At 23.8% G+C, this 21,666-nt stretch carries 21 protein-coding genes and 1 pseudogene; 19 read left to right on the top strand and 3 right to left on the bottom strand.

The features are described from left to right. Positions 1-90 precede the first annotated feature (90 nt). From rsmD to AB668_RS04750, 5 genes are all read left to right on the top strand, one after another. Positions 91-660, top strand: a complete 570-nt coding sequence (gene rsmD, locus AB668_RS04765; protein WP_050517852.1) for a 16S rRNA (guanine(966)-N(2))-methyltransferase RsmD — start codon at positions 91-93, stop codon at positions 658-660. A 4-nt stretch (positions 661-664) separates the two neighbouring features. Then, a complete protein-coding gene (gene gmk / locus AB668_RS04760; RefSeq protein ID WP_050517851.1) occupies positions 665-1,561 on the top strand; it encodes a guanylate kinase in 897 nt (298 codons plus the stop codon). Then, on the top strand, positions 1,551-2,813 hold the full coding sequence (gene rsmB / locus AB668_RS04755) for a 16S rRNA (cytosine(967)-C(5))-methyltransferase RsmB (protein WP_050517850.1): 1,263 nt from the start codon (positions 1,551-1,553) through the stop codon (positions 2,811-2,813). Before gmk ends, rsmB begins: the two co-directional genes overlap by 11 nt. Positions 2,814-2,830: 17 nt before the next feature. Next, positions 2,831-3,046 carry a DNA cytosine methyltransferase gene (locus tag AB668_RS05365; protein WP_082160336.1) on the top strand — a complete coding sequence of 72 codons (216 nt, stop codon included), beginning with the start codon at positions 2,831-2,833 and terminating at the stop codon, positions 3,044-3,046. Positions 3,047-4,009: 963 nt separating this feature from the next. Beyond that, positions 4,010-6,574 (top strand): BspA family leucine-rich repeat surface protein, encoded by a 2,565-nt coding sequence (locus tag AB668_RS04750; protein WP_050517849.1) that lies wholly within the window; start codon positions 4,010-4,012, stop codon positions 6,572-6,574. Positions 6,575-6,707: 133 nt separating this feature from the next. Here AB668_RS04750 and AB668_RS04745 read toward each other — a convergent pair whose 3' ends face one another. Continuing rightward, positions 6,708-8,591 (bottom strand): IS1634 family transposase, encoded by a 1,884-nt coding sequence (locus AB668_RS04745; protein ID WP_050517848.1) that lies wholly within the window; start codon positions 8,589-8,591, stop codon positions 6,708-6,710. A 298-nt stretch (positions 8,592-8,889) separates the two neighbouring features. Between AB668_RS04745 and AB668_RS04740 the strand changes: the two genes are divergently transcribed. Both AB668_RS04740 and AB668_RS04735 read left to right on the top strand, forming a co-directional pair. Further along, positions 8,890-9,303, top strand: a complete 414-nt coding sequence (locus AB668_RS04740; protein ID WP_050517847.1) for an NfeD family protein — start codon at positions 8,890-8,892, stop codon at positions 9,301-9,303. Between the two features lie 2 nt (positions 9,304-9,305). Continuing rightward, the gene (locus AB668_RS04735) at positions 9,306-10,217 is read left to right on the top strand and encodes an SPFH domain-containing protein (protein ID WP_050517846.1); all 912 of its coding nucleotides are present in this window, start codon (positions 9,306-9,308) and stop codon (positions 10,215-10,217) included. Here AB668_RS04735 and AB668_RS05360 read toward each other — a convergent pair. Further along, a pseudogene (locus AB668_RS05360) lies at positions 10,217-10,396 on the bottom strand (IS1634 family transposase); the annotation flags it as partial. The gene AB668_RS04735 and the pseudogene AB668_RS05360 sit on opposite strands and share 1 nt — an antisense overlap. Before the next feature lie 342 nt (positions 10,397-10,738). Here AB668_RS05360 and AB668_RS04730 point away from each other — a divergent pair. The 12 genes from AB668_RS04730 (at position 10,739) to AB668_RS04675 (ending at position 20,383) form a co-directional block, all read left to right on the top strand. Continuing rightward, on the top strand, positions 10,739-12,148 hold the full coding sequence (locus tag AB668_RS04730; protein ID WP_050517845.1) for a hypothetical protein: 1,410 nt from the start codon (positions 10,739-10,741) through the stop codon (positions 12,146-12,148). Between the two features lie 31 nt (positions 12,149-12,179). Further along, positions 12,180-12,359 carry a DUF3800 domain-containing protein gene (locus AB668_RS04725; protein WP_050517844.1) on the top strand — a complete coding sequence of 60 codons (180 nt, stop codon included), beginning with the start codon at positions 12,180-12,182 and terminating at the stop codon, positions 12,357-12,359. 302 nt (positions 12,360-12,661) lie between these two features. After that, positions 12,662-13,375 carry a type II toxin-antitoxin system death-on-curing family toxin gene (locus AB668_RS04720; protein ID WP_327138686.1) on the top strand — a complete coding sequence of 238 codons (714 nt, stop codon included), beginning with the start codon at positions 12,662-12,664 and terminating at the stop codon, positions 13,373-13,375. A 199-nt stretch (positions 13,376-13,574) separates the two neighbouring features. After that, a complete protein-coding gene (gap, locus tag AB668_RS04715; protein WP_050517843.1) occupies positions 13,575-14,591 on the top strand; it encodes a type I glyceraldehyde-3-phosphate dehydrogenase in 1,017 nt (338 codons plus the stop codon). Positions 14,592-14,696: 105 nt separating this feature from the next. After that, the gene (locus AB668_RS04710; RefSeq protein ID WP_050517842.1) at positions 14,697-15,911 is read left to right on the top strand and encodes a phosphoglycerate kinase; all 1,215 of its coding nucleotides are present in this window, start codon (positions 14,697-14,699) and stop codon (positions 15,909-15,911) included. 60 nt (positions 15,912-15,971) lie between these two features. After that, a complete protein-coding gene (locus AB668_RS04705; RefSeq protein WP_050517841.1) occupies positions 15,972-16,763 on the top strand; it encodes a hypothetical protein in 792 nt (263 codons plus the stop codon). A gap of 400 nt (positions 16,764-17,163) precedes the next feature. Next, positions 17,164-17,589, top strand: coding sequence for a hypothetical protein (locus AB668_RS05985; protein ID WP_152908075.1), 426 nt, complete (start codon positions 17,164-17,166; stop codon positions 17,587-17,589). A gap of 16 nt (positions 17,590-17,605) precedes the next feature. Continuing rightward, on the top strand, positions 17,606-17,929 hold the full coding sequence (locus tag AB668_RS04695) for a hypothetical protein (RefSeq protein WP_050517839.1): 324 nt from the start codon (positions 17,606-17,608) through the stop codon (positions 17,927-17,929). Between the two features lie 730 nt (positions 17,930-18,659). Next, a complete protein-coding gene (locus tag AB668_RS04690; RefSeq protein ID WP_050517838.1) occupies positions 18,660-18,965 on the top strand; it encodes a hypothetical protein in 306 nt (101 codons plus the stop codon). A 92-nt stretch (positions 18,966-19,057) separates the two neighbouring features. After that, positions 19,058-19,615 (top strand): hypothetical protein, encoded by a 558-nt coding sequence (locus tag AB668_RS04685; RefSeq protein WP_050517837.1) that lies wholly within the window; start codon positions 19,058-19,060, stop codon positions 19,613-19,615. Beyond that, positions 19,602-20,066 (top strand): hypothetical protein, encoded by a 465-nt coding sequence (locus tag AB668_RS04680; RefSeq protein ID WP_050517836.1) that lies wholly within the window; start codon positions 19,602-19,604, stop codon positions 20,064-20,066. Before AB668_RS04685 ends, AB668_RS04680 begins: the two co-directional genes overlap by 14 nt. A 95-nt stretch (positions 20,067-20,161) precedes the next feature. After that, a complete protein-coding gene (locus AB668_RS04675; RefSeq protein WP_152908074.1) occupies positions 20,162-20,383 on the top strand; it encodes a hypothetical protein in 222 nt (73 codons plus the stop codon). A gap of 788 nt (positions 20,384-21,171) precedes the next feature. Here AB668_RS04675 and AB668_RS04670 read toward each other — a convergent pair. Beyond that, positions 21,172-21,666, bottom strand: a 495-nt coding sequence (locus tag AB668_RS04670) for a transposase (protein ID WP_152908073.1), incomplete at its 5' end; no start/stop codon positions are given.

The following is a 21,666-nucleotide window of genomic DNA, read 5'->3' as shown; positions in this document are numbered from 1 at the left end:
TTTATTCATATTCCAGAACAGCTCATTTATTCATATTATAGCAAACTAGTATTTGTTATAATATTATAAATTATCTATAGGAGAATAAGTATGCATATAATAGCTGGTAAGTATAAAAAGATGAAGCTTAAAACTTTAGATTCTCGTCAAACACGCCCAACACTTACAAGAATAAAAGAAGATATGTTTAACATTTTAAATAACTTTTTTATTTTTGAAAATAAAACTAGTTTAGATTTATTTGCTGGTAGTGGATCGTTGTCAATTGAAGCTTTAAGCTGAGGTGTAAGATATGCTATAATCAATGACAATAGCAAGCATGCAATTAATATAATAAAACAAAACTTAGCTAAAATTGATAAATCAGATTATGTGTTATATCAAAATGATTATCTACAGCTTTTAGAACTATTAAAAATAACAAATCAAAAAGTTGATCTAGTATTTTTAGACCCACCATTTGCTCATGAAAATTATATGGATTATTATTATGAAATTATTAATTATTTATTAGATAACAAAATTTTAAATCCTTGAGCAATTATAGTTTGCGAAGCTGGTGAAAAATTAGATTTAGAGAGATTATCTAAATTAGAATTATTACGTTTTAAAGATTGCAAAAATAAATTTTTATACTTTTTAAGATGAGGAGAAGAGTAAAATTATGGCTAGTAAAAAAGGTAAAATGATTATTATTTCAGGACCAAGTGGAGTTGGTAAAGGTTCAGTTAATTCAGTATTATTAAATAATCCAGATTTAAAATTAAAATATTCAGTTTCAATGACAACACGTGAACCTAGAGTTGAAGAAGTTGATGGTGTTAATTACTTTTTTGTTACTAAAGAAGAGTTTGCAAAAGCAATTGTTAATAATGAATTAATTGAGTATGCTCAATTTGTTGGTAACTCATATGGAACACCTAGAAAATATGTCGAACAAGAACTAGAAAAAGGTTACAATGTAATTTTAGAAATTGAAGTGGATGGAGCTACTCAAGTTTTAAATAAAGAAGCAAACACTTTATCAATATTTTTAATGCCTCCAACATTAAATGATTTAGCTCAAAGAATTAGAGGAAGACAAACTGAAACTGAAGATAAAGTTAAAGCAAGATTAGATAAAGCTTTATTAGAAATTCCTTTAAAACATAACTATCAATATGTGATTGAAAATGATAGTGTTGAAAATGCTGTTGCTAAAATTACTGATGTTTTACATTTAGAAGGTTTAACTAATATTAAAGGTCCTACAGTTTATGAAAGATTAGAAAAAATAGTTGAAGAAATTGTAAAAGAAAATTACATGTATTTTGTAAATAACTGAGAAACAAACGTTAAATTACTTGCAAGAAATGAAAAAGAAAAACAAGAAGCTAAAAAATTTGATGCAGAAAAATATCTAATCAAACTTTTAACTCGCAAAGTTTATCATAAAGTTTTAGGTCATGGAGATTTTTCTAAATTATTAGATAAAGAATTTGTTGATTTTAAAATTCAAAAATTAATGTTTAAAATTAATTTCTTTAGTATTGAACAAAAACACCATAATGATGAATTCTAGACAAATAGCTTTTAACATTTTAAAAAAAGTTTTTATTAATAAATCTTATTCTAATATTTTATTAAACTCTTTATCAAATCATACTAATATTTCAAAACAAGATAAAGATCTAGTTTTTAATATTGTTCACGGAGTTATTTCTAATCAAATTTATTTAAAACATATTACAGATAAATTAATTGATAGTAAAAAAACTAATAAAGAAATTCAAATACTTTTATGACTTTCAATTTATCAGTTTATCTTTTTAAATGCAATTCCTAATTATGCAATAGTTAATGAATCGGTTGAAATTGCTAAAAAAATAAATCGTAAAACTTCAGGTTTTGTAAATGCAGTTTTAAATAAATTTAGTAAAAATATCACTGAGTTTATTAACGTTGATTTAAAAAATAAAGACTTAGAATTATGTATTAAAAATTCTTTTCCATATAATTTATATTTAATGTTAAAACAACAATACGATAAAGACATTTTAGATCAAATTGTAGTTGATAATATTAAAATTCCTAGAATCTATTTTAGGGCTAACACTTTAAAAATTTCAACTAATGAGTTTTTTGATAAGTATAAAGATGAATTTAATTTAGAAAAAACCGATGTTAAAGATTGTTTAATTGCTAACAAATCAATTGTAAATACTGAAATGTATAAAAACGGTTTAATTACAATTCAAGATAAAGCTTCAATTTTAGTTGCAAATATTTTAAATCCTAGTTTAAATTCTAATGTTTTAGATATGTGCTCTGCTCCCGGTGGAAAACTTACTCATATTAGTAGTATTTTACAAAATACAGGTAGTGTTATAGGTAATGAAATTAGTGAAAATAAATTAAGTTTAATTAAAGATAATATTAAACGATTAGATTGTAAAAATATCGAACTAATTAATATGGATGGTAGAAATATCAACAAAGTAGATTTTTTTGATTATATATTATTAGATGCTCCTTGTTCAGGATTTGGAGTTTTTAAAAGAAAACCTGAAATTAAATTAAATTTAGATTTTAATCAATTAAAAGAAACTGTTAAACTCCAAGAACAATTACTTGAAAATGCTTATAAAAATTTAAAAGTTAATGGAGAAATGGTTTATTCTACATGCACAATTAACAAGCAAGAAAACGACAATCAAATTAAGAAATTTTTAAATAAACATAAGGATATGATTAAGGTTTTTGAACAACAAATTTTTGGTTTTGAATCAAACACTGATGGATTTTATATTTGTAAAATGAAAAAAGAGAAGTAACGAAAACTTTTAAAAGTATTGAGCTTTTTGCTGGAGCTGGAGGTTTAGCTTTAGGATTAGAACAAGCAGGATTTGAACATATCGCATTAGTAGAATTTGATAAATATGCTGTAGAAACATTAAAATTTAACAGACCAAATTGAAATGTGATTTTTGAAGATATTGAACAAGTTTCAAAACGTGATTTAGAAAAAGAATTTAATATTAAAGCTAAAGAATTAGATTTATTATAAGGTGGAGCTCCATGTCAAAGTTTTAGTTATGCTGGAAAAAGACAGTGTATTTGAAGAATTAAAAGAAACTAATGAAGATATAAACTAGGACATTTTTTAAGATTCTTTTGTTGTTATATCATTTAATAAATTATTCAATTTCATTTTTTAATTGGTTGAAAATTAGTTTTAATATAGTTTTTAAATCAGCAAATATTTCAGACTTTAATATTTGATGAGATATTTAACAAAATTAAAAACAAATAAGTTAATAACTTTATAAAAACACCTTAAAACTTCACTTTAAAGCTTATAACCCGAGTTTTACAGTTGTTGTGCTAAATTAAAAAGTGCAACAACTTTTTAATTGTTATTTAAATCTTATAGAGTTCAAAATTTTATCAAATTCAACATCTATCATTAGTGATTTTATTGTGTTTGTTCTTTCATTTTGATCTCATTAGTCTTCTAGATAGCTAAAACTTTTAACAATTTCCTGTTTAACTTGTCAATTTTTGTCTTAATACCCTCTAACGACTCTAAAAATGTCTTAACAGTTGAATCTTTAAAATTTATCTTATCTCCTTTATCGTAATGTATTCTATAAATATTTTAGAATAACATCGGAAAAAGTAAATAGAAGTAAGATAAAAGATGAAAAAACCCTTAAAATCTGAACTTTTCATCTTTTTTATTTATTTGTTGGCATAACAAGTGTAAAACTCGGGTAAAAACAAATAAGTTAATAACTTTATAAAAACACCTTAAAACTTCACTTTAAAGCTTATAATGATCTAAATGCTTATTTTGATAATATACTTATTTTAAATTATTACCTTTTATTTAAAAGACTAGATACAAACATTCGATTTTTGTCAAGTCTTTTTTTTTTTTTGCAACTATAATATAAACGATTAAAAAATATAAAAACATATTTCATTATTAAAAAAACATAAGAACATCAAACAAATAGAAAGGAATTATATGAAGTTATTTAAATACCTTTTCTTAATAGGACTTATTGCACAACCAACTATTTTAATACCAAGTATTGTTAATAATACAACTAATAAAAGCCAATATAATTTAAATAAAAATAAAAACCTTATTGAACAAATTAAAGATAAAATTAAAACATTAAAAGATCAAGTTGAAACTTTAAAAACAAAAATTAATGAAATTAAAGATATACAAGAAGAGATAATAGAACAAAAACAAAAATTTGAAAATAATGTTAAACAACTAGAAAATAATGTTAAACAACTAGAAAATAAAGTTAAACAACTAGAAGCTGAAGTATCATCACTTACTAAAAAAAATCAAGAATTAGATGAAGAAAGAGGACAACTTAATGGAAGACTTTGGGCATTAGACGTCGAAGTTGGACAACTAAGATCTTCATTTGAAAAACAAAAAAATGAAATAGATTTATTAAAAGAAGAAAATAAAAAAATAAAACAAATTATTGTTGATAATATATGAAACTCTGAATTTAAAGATGATATTTGAGCTAAATGAACATTTAAAGATATTATTGATAAATTAAATAAAAGGTTAAAAGAAAAAGGGTTTTCTGATCAAGTTGAATTAAAAGGTGTTAGGCCAAGCGATAACCCAAAACCAGATACTAAACACATAGATATTGTAGTTAAAACTAAATCAATAACTCTTAAATTAGATATAACAAAAGTTTGACCAGAAACACAAAAAGCTGAATACGAAAATGATGAATGTATTAAAATAGGTTATGAGGCAAATGGAAAAATTGAAAGTTTTAAAAATACTACTAATAAAGTTCCTGAAAAACTACCACGTTTTATTACAAGTTTACATTCAGCATTTAAACAAGTTCTATCATTTTCTATAATAAATCTTGACAAATGAGATACTTCAAATGTAACTGATATGGGTTTAATGTTTGCTGAAACTAAAAACTTTAATCAAGATATTTCAAAATGAAACACATCAAATGTAACTAATATGTATTCTATGTTTTGAGATGCATGAAACTTTAATCAAGATATCAATACAAAAGAAGTAGAAAAACAAAATGGTGAAAAATACACTGCTTGAGATGTCTCAAAAGTAGAAAATATGGAATGAACATTCTCTGGAACACGCACATTTAATAAACCGCTTGACAAATGAGATGTTTCAAATGTTAAAAAAATGAAATCAATATTTAATAAGGCTAATTCGTTTGATCAAAATATTTCAAAATGAAATTTAATTAGTATTGATCTAAATAAAAACAATAATGAAAATTGAGAAAAATGAGAAAATTGAGAAAGTTTAAGAAATTGAGCTGCTTCAAGTCCCTTAATTAGAAATAAAAAATATTGACCAAAACTATTTTTATCAAATAGCCTGCTTTCTAGATATATAAAACCTATTTTAGATGAAATAGATAGTTTTAATAGACTGACAATTGAAAAACATGAAAAACAAATAGGTTTTACTCACAATAGCTTTTTAAATCATATAGCTTCTAAGTTGCAAAATAATCCACTATTTACTAATATAAAAGATGATCTACAATTAGTTGATAATGATATGAAATGAAAACATATAAAAAATGATGATCCTATAAAATGAAATTATAGTGGTATGGAATTTGAACGAAAAGTTAAAATTCGAGACCATGAATATGCAAATACCGTTTATATTGGTGATGATGATAAAATTTATGACACTCATGAAAAAGATTTATCAAATATGAGTAAAATTAAAAAAATAGTTAAAATAGGTTACTATTTTGATGAACATTTTCAAATTAGAATTGCAAGTATGCCTACACATTTAACAGAAGTTCCAAATGTTTTACCAGTTCAAATCAATAGTTTAGCTGAAGCATTTACAAATCATAAAACCAATGTTATTAATGGTATTGAAAGATGAAATACTTCAAGAATAGTTAACATGAGAGCTGTCTTTCAAGATGCTAAACTTTTTGATCAAGATATATCTTCTTGAATCACTTCAAATGTGCAAAACATGAGTAAAATGTTTTATAAGGCCAAAAAATTCAATAAACCCTTAAATGGTTGACACGTTCATAATGTGAAATATATGGATTTTATGTTTGATACAGCAGAAGAGTTTAACCAACCATTAAGCAATTGAAAAACAATCAGTCTAACAAATACATTATCTATGTTTGCTAGAGCAAAAAAATTCAACCAAGATATCAGTGAATGAAATGTTGAACGATTAACTAATATGAGTTGAATGTTTCACGATGCAGAACAGTTTGGAGATGGGCAATATGATAAATATAATTATAATGATGGATGAAAACTAAGAGTTATTCAAGAAGCAGAAGGTTTCCTTGCTGATAAAAATAAATTTAGAAATTATATAAAAAATTGAGAAACTTGATTTGAAAATAATAATACAAAAACTTGAGGATTCATCAATGGTAAAAGCCCAATTATAGGTAATTACTGCGATTGACTTATTCACGATGATGGTAGAAGAGAAATTCTTTGACTGAGAGGACATTTTTTACCAAAACAAGTATGAAATGCAGTATCTAAAGCTTGATATTAAATAAAAAATTTTAAAAATATATACTTTATTTTTAAGTTAAAATAGTGCAAAAACAGTTAGACAAAAGTTTATTGTATAACCCGAGTTTTACAGTTGTTGTGCTAAAGTAAAAAGTGCAACAACTTTTTAAGTGCTATTTAAATCTTATAGAGTTCAAAATTTTATCAAATTCAACATCTGTCATTAGTGATTTTATCGTGTTTGTTTTTTCAAATAGTTTTGATAAAAGTTTAAAATCTTCAACAGTTTGTGAACTATCATTAATTATTTTTGTAGTTGAATAATCCTTTCCATTTTGATCTTGTTTTATTTCAAAACATTGTTTTTCATCATTTTTGAAAACATAAACAATTCCACCACTTATATTGCTACAAGAGCACATATTAAGTGATTCAATAATTCTTTCTACGCTAAGTTTTCCATTTAATTTATGAAAAATTATTCTAAGTATAACCAGAGAAACATAACATATTAAAATGTGAGCATTTATGTGTTCTTTGGTTCTAACAAACATCGGCCTTGTCGCTAGATCATTTTTTGTTATTCTAAAAGCATCTTCTATTTTTGCTAATCCGTGGTATAAATCACGGATTTTTTCGTGATCATATTCAAGTTCTGAAGTTACAATACAAGAATAACCTGCAAATTTTAAATCTTTTTCTATTTTTTCTACATCAATTATAAGTTGTTTTTTATTAGCTATTTCACCTGTTATTGATGAATAATTTTGTGTTTCTATATATTTTGTGTAGCTATGTGTAAGATTTGCAACCCCATATTTAATTGCGTTTTGTGCTTTTAGCACTTTTTCATTAATTTTTCTAATATCTCTTCTTGCTCTTTTTCCATCTCATCAAATTAAAACCTTTTGTTTAACTGTAACTTTTTTGTTATTTTCATCAAAATAAGTAACTGGTTCGATAAATTCTTGGTATTTATAGTCTGAAGAAACTGTTTTATACAATGATTCGTCAAACATTTTTTCTTGGTATTTTTTACCTTTTTTACCTTTTAGAATTTGTGAAAATAAGTATCCATCACCATTTTTAACAATAGATTTTATGTTTTCTTGACAGTTTATTCCTTTATCAGCAACTATTACAGTTCGTTCTAAGTTATAGTTACTTTTTACTTCATTTAAAACAGGTAAAAGAGTTCTTGAATCTGAAGTATTTCCCGGAAAAATCTTATAGCTTATTGGAATTCCGTTCGAATCCATCATAAGTCCCAATTGAACAATTGGATCAACAACATGTTCTTTACTAACTCCGCGTTTTAATAAACCTGTAATTTTTTTGTATTGTTTTTCTGTATTACCGTCTTTAATTGAAATTATTTGTTGATCATTTATGATTTTTTTATTAGTTTCAAGTGGAAAAACCTCTTCATAAACATCTGCATCTTCAAAGTCTTTTTCAAAATAAAAATTTGTTGAATCAAAGAATGTTTCAACTGCATTTCTTCCTATTTTTGATGAAATAACCTTATTTAAATGTTTTTGAAGTTCATCTGAGTGCTTATCAATGTAATCTAAGCACCTATACACAGCATGAATAGGAAAGTTAAGATCTTTATTATAAAAGTATTCTATCTTTTTATATGTAGATCTCCTAGAAGCTGGTGACATTATTCTTTGCAAAACTAAAAACTTGAAAATTTCATTTATAGAATATGTTGTTTTGTAGTTTAAGGTAGCAAAAAAATCATCTAATTCCAAGAATTGATATACTGCTTCTAAATATTTGTAACCAAAGTTATATGAAATTGAACTTGGATTATCTAAAAATGATTTATCTTTGATTTCACTAAAAGTTATTCTAGGTCCTTTAAGTGCGTTTTTGTTAAACTCTTCAACCTCTTTTATGAATTTATTTTGATCTAGTTGGTCTTCTAGATAGCCAAAACTTTTAACGATTTCTTGTTTAACTTTTCCGTCTTTGTCTCGATATCCTCTAACAACTCTAAAATATGTCTTAACAGTTCCATCTTTAAATTTTATCTTATCTCGTTTTATCATGATGTCTCCTATAAATATTTTAGCATAACTTTGGAAAAAGTAAATAGAAGTAAGAAAAAAGATGAAAAAGCCCTTAAAATGAAACTTTTCATCTTTTTTATTTATTTGTTAGTACAACAACTGTAGAACTCGGGTGTAAATAAACTCTATTTTTTTTATTTATAATAATTAATAAATCTTTCCAGAATAATAATTAATAAATCTTTCTTAGTATTAAAAAACAATATAAAATTAAGTTAAGTATTGTTAAAAATAATATAAGAAAGGTTGTGATACTATTTCAGTTACACAAATAGTAATGCTTTGTGTTTGATTAATTGTTTTACTTGTTAGTTTATTTATTGAATATATCACTTTTGGTATAGTGTCAATATGATTCTCTTTAGGTAGTGCAATAGCATTAATCTTAGCAGGAGTTAATGTAGAATATTGAATTCAAATAGTTGTATTTTCAATAATAACTTTACTTTCATTAATTGTTATAATGCCAATAACTAAAAAAATAATTAAAAAAAATAAAAAACCAAATGTTAATACAAAAATAGGTAATATTGTTGAATTAATTAGTGATATTGATGATCATAATAAAGGTTATGCATTAATTAATGATGTCAAATGACAAGTTATTTGTGATAAAAGATTATTTAAAAACACTAAAGTAGAAATCATTGAAGTTAAAGGAAATAAATTAATAGTTAAGGAGAGTGTTTAATAATGCAAATTAATTTAATAATAACTATTGTTGTTATAGCAATATTATTACTAATAATTGTTGGGTTTTTAGCATCTGCAATTAAAATTGTTAGACAAGGACAAACTTTTGTTATTGAAAGAATGGGTAAATATATAGCAACTTGAGAAACGGGGATACATTTTAAATTACCTATCATTGATCACATTTCTCAAAAAATTAGTTTAAAAGAACAAGTATATGATTTTCCTCCACAACCAGTAATTACAAAAGATAACGTAACAATGCAAATTGATACAGTTATTTATTTTCAAGTGGTTGATCCTAAAAGTTATGCATATGGTGTAGAAAAACCTATTTCAGCTATTGAGAATTTAACTGCTACAACGTTACGTAACATAATTGGGGAATTAGATTTAGACCAAGCATTAACCAGTAGAGAATTTATTAATGATAAAATGCGTTTGATTTTAGATGAAGCTACTGACCCATGAGGAATAAAAGTTATAAGGGTTGAATTAAAAAATATAATTCCACCAAAAGATATTAGAGAAGCAATGGAAAAACAAATGCGTGCAGAGCGCGAAAAGCGTGAAGCTATTTTAATTGCTGAAGGACAAAAAAGATCTGATATCTTAAAAGCTGAAGGTTATAAAGAAGCTAAAATTCTTTCAGCAGAAGCTGATAAAACTGCTCAAATTTTATATGCTGAAGCAGAAGCTGAAAAAATATTAAAAATTCAAAAAGCAACAGCTGATGGAATTAAAATGATTAATGAAGCAAAACCAGGTAAGGAACTATTAACTTTAAGATCATATGAATCTCTTGTTGAAGTAAGTAAAGGTTCAGCAAATAAACTAATAATCCCAAGTAATTTACAAGAAATAGTTGGTTTAGCAAAAACAATAAAATTTAGTCTAGATGATAAAAATTAAAATGAATAAAAAGTAAAAAGAGAGATATGATTGTTTATTTTTTCATTTAGTGCAAATAGACCATATGATTTAATATCTACTTCATATGTTTGCTTTTTTATGCTTTGGAAAACACTATTAATAATCTTTCCAATTACTCCTTTTTCAACAGGAATAATCTTTCCATTTTTTCTTATTGATGGTAGACGACCAAATATAGGTAATTACTGTGAGATAGTGGATACACCAAACGGACCAACGATTCTTTGAATACACTATAAACGCTTACCAGATCAAGTGTGACGTTCTGTATCTAGATTTGAATATTAAATTTTAATATTTTATTTGTATAAATAATTTTAATCAAACACCTCAAAACAAACTCCCTTTTATTTGTTAATTTAGGTTTACCAGTTTAAGCATAAAACAAAAAAACATTACATATGAAGGATTTGATTTTTAAATATTATTAAAAAATTATCTTTTAAAGGGTAATTTTTTTATTTTTTATCTAACACTTTAATGAGAGGTGTAGATAAAACATGAAATTTTTATTACCATTACTTTTTACAACTAGTCAGATAGCTCCAACTACAATAAATTACAATACTAATCAAAATATTAGAATCGAATCTGAAAAGAATAGTTTTGAATTTGTTGAAAAATTAGATCACAAAAAAACAGTTTTATTTGACAATAATGCTAGAGTTGATGAAAACACATACAAATATAGTCGTGAATGACTAAGAAATAGAACTTTATTAAAAGATTTCTTTTTAAAACATTTTACTTTTAAAATATCTGATAAGTTTATAAATTATTTAAATGATGGATTAAATATGAAAATATCATTTGATGTTGATATTGAAAGACATTATATATATCAATACAAAGATAAAAAAATTCAAAAACAAACTAAAAAAGTTGTATGTAATTTTTTAGATGAATTTAGTTTTGGTTGTGAAAATCAAAAAGAATATGAAGGAATCGTACGTATGGACTTTTTTAAAGATCCAAAAGATTTAAGAAATATAAGATCGGCTTTTTATGATTTTAATACACAATGAAAATGTGGTTATGATAAAAATCTTAAACTTTTAAATATTTATGAAGCGATGGATTTTGAAGTTTATAAAAATTGAGAGTGAAATCATAGTAATTTTCCAGTTCCGCCATTTTCTCAATTAAAATATTCAGTTAAAAAAGTTAAATATGAATTTTTAATTCCTAAGACTGTATTAAACTCAATTAAAACAATACCTTATCAAATAAAAGATTACAAAAATATCGATCAACTAGAAAATACTGTTGTTGATCTTGAAAATGAGTTCAAAAAACAATTACAAAAAGCAAATAAAAATTATCTAGATAAAATTAATAATATTTTTAGTAGTTGAAAATTAACTAATTTTTCAAAAAGAGAATTTGGTAAGTTTAAGTGAAATGATAAAAGTGAAGTTATTATAGAAATTCCTATTAGTAAAAAATATGAAAAAGATATTAAAAGTCTATATTTAAAACTACCAATTATTCAAAGAATTGATGTAAATAGTTTAATTGAAATTAACGAGTTAAATATTAAAAAAGAAGACATTAAAAATATTAAGAACTTTATACCTGGTTTATCATTTTGATTAAACACAGCTTTAGATTATAAAATTGAAAAAGATCAATTGATACTTACTGTAAAAGATAATTTTAAAACTAAATTTTATGGAGAGAAAAAAATTAAACTTAATATAAACGAAACAAAACCAATTAATTATTCAAATCAAAATACAAAAAATCCACAAATAAATAATTATAAAAAGCCAAGAAGTAAAAATTTATATTCTCAACATAAAGTTTTAATAACAAACCCTTATCTTTACATGACAATTTCTTTAGTTTTAGTACTTGTTTTATGTAGTTTATACTTTTTAAAAGATAAAAAAGAAATCATAAAAGATTAGAAAATTTTTAGATTATATATGGTGAATTGTGATGGATAAAATTTATATAAACTTTTATTTTGATGAAAGCGGAAGTACAGGATATTTTGTTGTGGGTGGATTTTATTTATTTTCATCTAGTTTAGAAGAAATAGAAGAAATAGAAAGAAAACTTTCAAAAAAACATTTACTTGACAGAAAAATCAATAAAACGATATCTAAAGTTAAATAATATGGAAAGATATGATAGTCAAAGTAAAGAATTAAAATTTAGAACAATAGATCATGAAAATTTGATTTATTTTTTCAATAATTTGAACAACTATGGACAAGAAAATATTTGTATTTCATTTCAACTTTTGTTCAATATTTTAAGGTTAAAATAGCTAGTTCTATATATGATAAGATGAAATTAAGAATTAAGCAAAATAGGGGTGTAAAAATGAAAGACAATCTAAGAATTTATATAACAGACAAAACATATAATGAACTAAGTGGTTATAATTTTAATTTTGATTTAATAACAAAAAAAATATAGAATATTTCATCATATCCAATAATAAAAAAATTTTTTATACAAATGATAAGTTTTATATCGAGAATAGCAATGACAAAAGTGAATTAAATTTTGAGATTTCTTCAATAGAATTTAATGGTAAGTTTTGTAATTTTATTGATAATATTTATAAAACTTCAATTGAAGAACTTAATAAAATATTTTATTCAGCAACTAACAACCTTTATTTTCAAGAAAAACAAAAAGGTAGTTTATTAAGTGGAATAAATTCGACAATTTTTAAATATAGTTATGAATCTGATCAATATGATATATTTGATTTTGTAACTGAGATTTTTATTAAAACTTTAACAGGTCATTACTTTATAGACGGAAATAAAAGAACGTCATTTATGTTATTAGTTCAGTTATTAAACAACTTTGGATATTACTTTTATTTTTATGATGACTTTAAAAATTTAGACACTACTTATCAAGATACTATAGATAAACAAGTAGCACATTTTGTTAAATTGCTTCAAGAAAACAAAACAAATCATAAAGAGATTAAAAAATGAATATATTCAAGAATAAGTGTTATTAATATAGAAGATCAGGTCGTATTCAACAACCAAAAAGATTGTAAAAAAATTTTGATATTATGAGATTCAATATCAGAAGAAAAACTTTTACAACAAACTAAAAAGTATCAAAAAAATTATCTAATAATAAGCAATTTATCATGCTTTTAAAAAGATTAGAAAAAATGTAAAAAATAAATTCAAAGACTTATGAGAGTCTTTTTATTTTGTTTTTATCATAATTTAAAACGTTTTATTTAAGATATAAAAAAAGCTCAATCTTTGTTGCTAATATATGTTGTTGGAATACTTTAAAAAGAGTAAAAAAAATAATATAATTAACTTGTTATACTTGATAGGAGAGAAAAATATGTCAAAAAAAGTCGCAATTAACGGATTCGGGAGAATCGGACGTTTAACATTTAGAAGATTATTTGAAAAAGGTGTTGACATCGTTGCTATTAATGACTTGACAGATACAAAATCATTAGCTTATTTATTAGAATTTGATACAGCTCATGGATTATTCTGTGAAGGAGAAATTTCATACACTGATAATTCAATCATCATTAAAGGAAAAGAAGTTAAAATCTTTGCTGAAAAAGATGCTGCTAACCTTCCTTGAGGTGAACTAGGAATTGATTTAGTTATTGAATCAACTGGATTCTACACAGATAAAGAAAAAGCATCTGCACACATTAAAGCCGGAGCTAAAAAAGTTGTTATTTCAGCACCAGCAACAGGTGATTTAAAAACTATCGTTTATGGTGTAAACCACAAAAACTTAACTTCAGAAGATATTATTATTTCTGGAGCTTCATGTACAACAAACTGTTTAACACCAATGGCTAAAGTTTTAGATGATGCATTTACAATTGAAAAAGGATTCATGACTACAGTTCACGCTGTAACTAACGATCAAAGATTATTAGACTTGCCTCATAGAGATTTACGTAGAGGACGTGCTGCTTCTTGAAATATTATTCCATCAACAACTGGAGCTGCAAGAGCTGTTAGTTTAGTATTACCACACTTAAAAGGTAAATTAGACGGATATGCATTACGTGTTCCTACAATTACAGGTTCAATTACTGATTTAACTGTTGAATTCAAAACTCAAGGATTAACAGTTGAGCAAATTAACGATGCAATTAAATCTGCATTAGACAATAATGCTGAATTAGCTCAAGCAATGAAATATGTAACTTTACCAATCGTTTCATCAGATACTATTGGTTCAAACTATGGTTCAATTTTTGATGCAACATTAACAAAAATTATGGAAGTTGACGGAAGACAAATGGTTAAAGTTTGTTCATGATACGACAATGAAAGTTCATACGTTTCACAATTAGTAAGAACTACAATTTACTTCATGGAATTATAATAAAAACCAAAATTGGAGAACTTGCATTCAAAAACCATGTAAGTTCTTCTTTTAATTTAAATTTTACAAATGGTTAAAAAACTCAAAAAGGAGAAAAGTAGAATAATGAATTACAACAACAAAAAAACATTACATGATATTGATGTTAATAATAAAACAGTTTTAGTTCGTGTTGATTTCAACGTCCCACTAGAAAAAGGTGTGATTACTGATGATAACCGTATTCAAGCTGCATTACCAACAATTAAACATTTAATTGAACAAAATGCAAAAATCGTTTTATTCTCACATTTATCAAGAATTAAATCAGAAGAAGATAAACAAAAAAAATCTCTAAGACCAGTTGCTGAAAAACTATCAGAATTATTAAATCAAGAAGTAATCTTTATTCCGGTTACAAGAGGAAAAGAATTAGAAGATGCAGTTTCTAAATTAGAATCAAAACAAATCATCTTAGTTGAAAACACACGTTTTGAAGATGTAGTTAATAATGAAGTTGTTAAAAATGAATCAAAAAATAATGTTGAATTAGGAAAATACTGAGCTAGTTTAGGTGAAGTTTTTGTTAATGATGCATTCGGTACAGCACACCGTGCACATGCATCAAACGTTGGAATTTCTTCAAACATTAAAACTTCAGCTGTTGGATTTTTAGTTCAAAAAGAGTTAGAAATGTTAACAGAGGGAATCGAACACCCTCAAAGACCATTCTTAGCTATTTTAGGTGGAGCTAAAGTTTCAGACAAAATTGGAGTTATTGAAAACTTATTACCAAAAGTTGACAAAATATTAATTGGTGGTGGAATGAGTTATACATTCTTTAAAGCTTTAGGAAGAACAATTGGAACTTCATTAGTTGAAGATGATAAAGTTGAATTAGCTAAACAATACTTAGAAAAAGCTGATGGAAAAATCATTCTTCCAATTGATGTAGCATGTAACACTGATTTTGCTGACACTGCACCAAGCTACTTTGAAAATAATATTCCAGATGATTGAACGGGAATGGATATAGGACCTAAAACAATTGAATCTTACAAAAAAATAATTTCAGAAGCTAAAACAATTATTTGAAATGGTCCACTTGGAGTTTTCGAATTCAAAAACTATGAAAACGGAACAAACTCAATTTGTGAAGCTGTTGCTGAACAAACTAAAAAAGGAGCATTCACTTTAATCGGTGGTGGAGATAGTGCTGCTGCTGCTATTAAATTAGGATTTAAAGAAGACTTTACTTGAATATCTACTGGTGGAGGGGCATCATTAGGATTTATGGAAGGTAAAGAATTACCAGGAATCGCTTCAATCCAAGATAAATAATTTTACTAAAAGCACCTTATGGTGCTTTTGCTTTATAATATTTTAAAAAGGAAGTAAAAAATGTATAAGATTAAGAAAATAAAACCTAAAGTAATGAATCTATTAGACACATATTGAGTTACTAATTTTTACATATTAGATGATTTTATGTACGTTATTGATGAAAAAAATAATTTGTTTTCAATTAAAAATGAACAAGTATTAGAAAATTTAAAAACAAATATTCATACAAATAAATTTTTAATAAACCCTTTATCAGGCAATGTGATCGACAGAAAAGAAAGCGAATTAATTTTTTTAAATAACTTTAATCAACAAATAATAAATTTAAGTTTAATAAATAATCAATTACACATAACAACTTTAGTTGAAAACAAAACATTTAATTATAAAATCAAAAACAATGAAATTAAATTATTAGATGAGTTTAATAATAAATTAATATTTGCAGATCATAACAACAAATTAATTTACAAGGATTGAATAACTCAACAAAATAGCTTAAATCTTGATTTTGATATTAAAAAAATATTTGTAAATAACAATGTAATTTTTATAGTTTCAGATAAAGATCTTTACATGATAAATGATTTGAAACTAGAAAAAATTTATTCATCAGATAAAAGAATTCAAGCTTGTAAATTTGATAATTCTTCAGTTATTATTTCAGATATGAGTTTAGATAAAACTTTTTGTTATAATTTTGTGTTGAATAAAAATGTAAATGATATTTCTAAAAAATTCTACTATAGATTGGATTGTTATCATCAAAAATTCATTGTTGGAAAATCTTTATATGATTATGATAAACATGTTAATTATTATTTACCTTTAGAATTTATATACATATAAAAAAATGTGTCCGATGCTTTTGTTTTATAATCTAATTATAAAGAGTAGTATTATGATATTTTTAATATGTGACAACTATATGTAACGTGTTTAAGTGTTGTTATTATGTTTTTAAAACATTAATTGCATTTTAATAGGAGAAAAATACAAATGATAAATAACAGTAAAAATCAAAACATAGATATACAATAGGAGAAATTTAATGAATTTTTTAAATGTTAACAATTTATTTTTAATTCTATCTAGCAATAATTCATGGGTTGCTAACAATTTTATTTTGTCTTTAATCATATATCAAATAACTTTTTTAATACTTCTAATAATATTAATAGCACTATTTAATATTTTTCCTAACAAAAAAATTAAAAAGGAGTTCGAACATTATATTGATTTTACAAAAATGAATTTTGATGTTGAGCAAACTAAATTGAATATGATTAGTACAACTTTTTATATTTTGTTATTTCAAATTCCTTATTACTTTTCTCAACTTATTTTTGAAACAAAAGGATATGCATTTTTTATATTTATATCTAGTATTATTTGTATAATACTTTCGATACTAAATACTTATATTCAGATTAAATTTCTCCATAGATCACGTCCTAAAGATTTTAAAAAAATAGAGTACGATGAATTAGATAGGTTAAAATCTTTATATAAAGATAGTGTCTATAAGTCTTTTAAAATTAAGTATAAAAATAAAATAGATATATTTAAAATAGTTTCATATCAAAAAAAATCTAGAATATTAGAATATAAAATATTGCATAAAGAATCATTTATTTTAGATCAAAAAAAAATGAATATTAGAAAAAAATCGTAAAAAAGATGCTCCGAGTATGTTGAAAAAATTTGATACTGTATTTGAAGAGATGTGCCCTCAAGAGTATGTTGACGAATTTTTGTTAAATGTAATTCATGAATATTTAAATAATTGGTCTTCCTTTTTCAAATATTGTAGAAAATTTTATAAAAAAGAGGAGAATTTTACAATAGAAATAACTAATCAATCAAATGCAAAAAATATAACAATTAATGAATTCAAACAAGTGTTAATAGAAAATATATTTGGTTTATTATTTAATAGAGTTATAATTGATACAAAACTATTTATAGAAGCAGAAACTCATTGAACTAGAGTGAAGAAAGAGCGTTTTTATTAACCGATTTGATGATAAAGAATTTTGTGCGATTTCATTGTAAAAATCATTATACACCATCAATGTATAGTGCTTAAAAAAGAGCTTTAAACTTTTTATTATTGATATGAAATAAACCCAATAAGAGTTGCTAATTTAATGAAGAGGAAATGTTTTAAAATTATTTAATCAATAAATGAATATTAGAAAGTAGGTTTTGTTTTGTTTGCTAAAATTTTAAGTTATTTTATCTTAATTATATTTTATTTAATTACAATTTTCATATTATGAATTATTATTAAATCAAGTGTTAATAAAAAAACTTGACCCTTCATGCATAGATTTTTTTCATGAACATATAGATCTAAGTAATGTTAAAAGAAGAATTTTTTTATTTTCAATAGTCATAGTTATACTTTATACACTTATAATTATTATTTTAGCTATGGTTATAAATGTATTTCTTGGAACAGGTATATTTGATTCTGAATATCTACCTAGACACAGAATAGGGTGACGTATAAAACATATTTTTAATTTTATATTTCATTTCCTTTCTAAAGTTTCTTTAGCTAACAAACCTTTTAAAAACCCGTTTTTTATATTGTTATTTACATTCATTTCTATCTGTATCTGTTTAAATTTATTTTCTATCGTAATGTTTATGCCTACAAAATCTGAAAAGAAAATATTGTTAGAACATTGAGATGAATGGAAAATTTTGTATTCTAATAGTACATATCAAGAGATAAAAATGAAATTTTTTATAGATGTTACTAAAGGAAATCAAAAAGATTTTTTATACAAAAATCAATTAGATATTAAAGATTTCTTTTATATTAATAGAAGTGAACTTGAATGTGCTTTATATTTTTTGGATTATTTAGAAAAAAATTGAGACTTTTTATTTAGCTTTGATATGCGCCATGCTATTGATGAAAAAGATAATCATAATAAAATATTAATAGATGGGGAAGAGTGTGTCGATCTTAAAAAGATAATAAATGTGTTAATAGGTAATTTCTTTTATTTATATTTTAAAAAATCAGACAATATTTAAATTTATTATAATCAGATTTTTTACTTGGATAATTAATAAAAACACCCTCTTTTTATTTGATAAAATAACTAATAAGAAAGGTTGTGATAGATATGAAATTATTATTTAAAGGTTCAATAATTGCAACAATAAGTTTGTTGATTCTTAGTCCATTAATTAATTTTACTGGATTGACAAAGCAACAGGTAAATAAAGCGGTATCAAATCAGCAAATAATTGAAAAAGATATTAAAAAAATTGAAGAAGAATCAAATTTTTATAAAAAGAAATTCTATAAAGAAAAACAGGTTGAGTTATTTAGGCATTCTCCTAGAAACTATGAATTTGATAATCTTATTAAAAGTTATAGCACTAAATCTACAAATCTTTTAAAAAACAACACTTATTTGAAAGATGATAGTGCAGAATTTATAAAAAATAATAAAAAGGTAATAAAAGAAAATTATAACAAGATTGTAAATGGTGAATTACTAGTATCAGACATTTTAGACAATTATAAAAAAATGGTTGTTAAAAACTCTGATGAATATATAAAAGTAAAATCCTTATATGGTATTGAATGACTTGGTAAAGATCAATTTACAGATTTTGAAAATGATAATAATGTGAATAAAACTTTATCATTAAGTGAACAATTTGAAAAAAAATAGTGACACTTATAAAATTAAATCCACATTATCAAATGATGATGAAGAAGTTAAAATTAGTAAAGAAGACTTAGAAACTTTACAAAATTTAAGTAATTTTAAAAAATTTTTAAATAGATATATAAAAAGAAATAATCATTTTGTTTATGCAAAAATAGGTTTGGCTACAGCAACATGAGCGCTAGTAGCAGTATATATTTCTAAATGAATGTTTGTGTCAGCTACTAGGACTGCAATTGATGCAGGTTTTCTTACAGCTAGTTCTGTTAAATTTAATTCTGACTTAAGTGCATTAAAAAAAGAAAGAGATAAATTAGAAGAAAATATAACACAAAAGGAGTTGGATGTTTTGATAAATATCACAAGTCATGTGTTAGATAATAATTATAAGACACTTGATGAGATAGATTTAGATATTTTTAAAATTAAGCTTAAAATAGAAATGGAATTTTAAAAAAATTAAAAATAATTAATGTAAAAGAAGATATTATAAAATTTTTGAGAACTTTTTTCTCTAAAACAATTAATGGTATTGGAAAAGTCTTTAAATTGGAAAAAATTAAAATTATTTTTTCGAAATCAATTAATGTTTTAAAAAAAGTTAATAATAAATTTCATCATCATATTGATAAATTAGAAAATAGATCAAATAATATTCTTTCAATGATAGGATTTGTTTTAGATATTGCTAGTAAAATTTTAGATGTAATAATTAGTTTAAATAATTATAATGATCAAAGAATATATGAAAGATTAATAAAATCATTATAGATAACTAATGTCCATATTGTATATTAGAAATTAAATAAAGAATTCCATAAAATACACTATATAAAATGGTTTAAAAAGGTCAAAAAAGATTTTTCAGTTATTTATGATATAAACCTAAAGGATTTTTGAATAGAGTTTCAAAACTCTATTTTTTTTGTTATAAAAACACACAAAAATAAACAAAATTAGTCACTAAAAAGCAATAGTAAAATGAACGTTATTTGGATATAACATACTATATAATATACTATAGAAAAGGACAATAAAATCCTCGTCACTTAGAGAATTAAAAAAGTCTCTGTACCCAAAAATACAATAGTAAAATCTACTGATAAATCATGAGCAATTATAGAAAAAATGGTTGTGAATATAGAAATGAAAAAAGTTATCCAATAAATGGACCTGTTATTAGGTGTATAATTGATGGAAAATTTCTATAAAAGAAAAGATCATCAATACACATAAGACCTAAAAATTATGGTGAATATATGCTGACTAAAAAAGTTTCTAAAGATATATTAGAAGACTTGACTGTTATTTATGATAAAGAATCATTTAAGTTTTTTTACTATTGTTGCAATTAGAGCATTAAATAATGAGTCTACAGATTTACCACTAGAAAAGTATTATGAAGAATAATTTTTATATATTGACTACCAAAACATAAAAATATCAAAAAGCACAGTTTCTAACTTTATTTATAACTTAGGCTGTAACAAAAATAAAATCTTATAATTTATTAAAAAGAGTGTCGAAAGAATAAAATAAGAAATTTATCATTTTTGCCACTATAGGTTTAAAATATCAATAATATTGTCGGTATATTTCTTTTCACTTGTATAGTGTCATTTTTTAGTTGTACCATCTAAATACTTATTAGCTGAACTTAATCTTTCCATTATTTGATTAAATGAAAATCTCTCTGTTAATCCTTTTTCTTCAAATTCTTTTTTCATTCTTGAAGTGATTATAGAACTTATTAAGTTTATAAATTCAGTCGCAATTACACTTGTGTTTTGTTGTACTCTTACAAAATCCAATTCAGCAATGTTTTTATAGAAGTTGAAAAATTCTTCAATTTCTCATCTTGTTTTGTAAAGATCATATATTTGTTTTAAAGATAAATCTTCGTTGGAAATAAAAGTAATTGTTCCAAAAAGTTTTTCTTTTTCTTGTAAAAGTTCGTTATTAAAATTTTGTTCTCGATTAACTTTATCTAAATAAGTTCTTCGTTCTTGGTTGTAGTCATTTGTGCTTTTAAATGAATATAAAAATTCGGTTTG

The sequence above is a fragment of the Mycoplasma sp. HU2014 genome, assembly GCF_001199495.1.
Lineage (GTDB): Bacteria > Bacillota_I > Bacilli_A > Mycoplasmatales > Mycoplasmataceae > Mycoplasma.
Note: the sequence above shows the minus strand (reverse complement) of the source record. Positions and strands in the feature narration are given on the sequence as shown.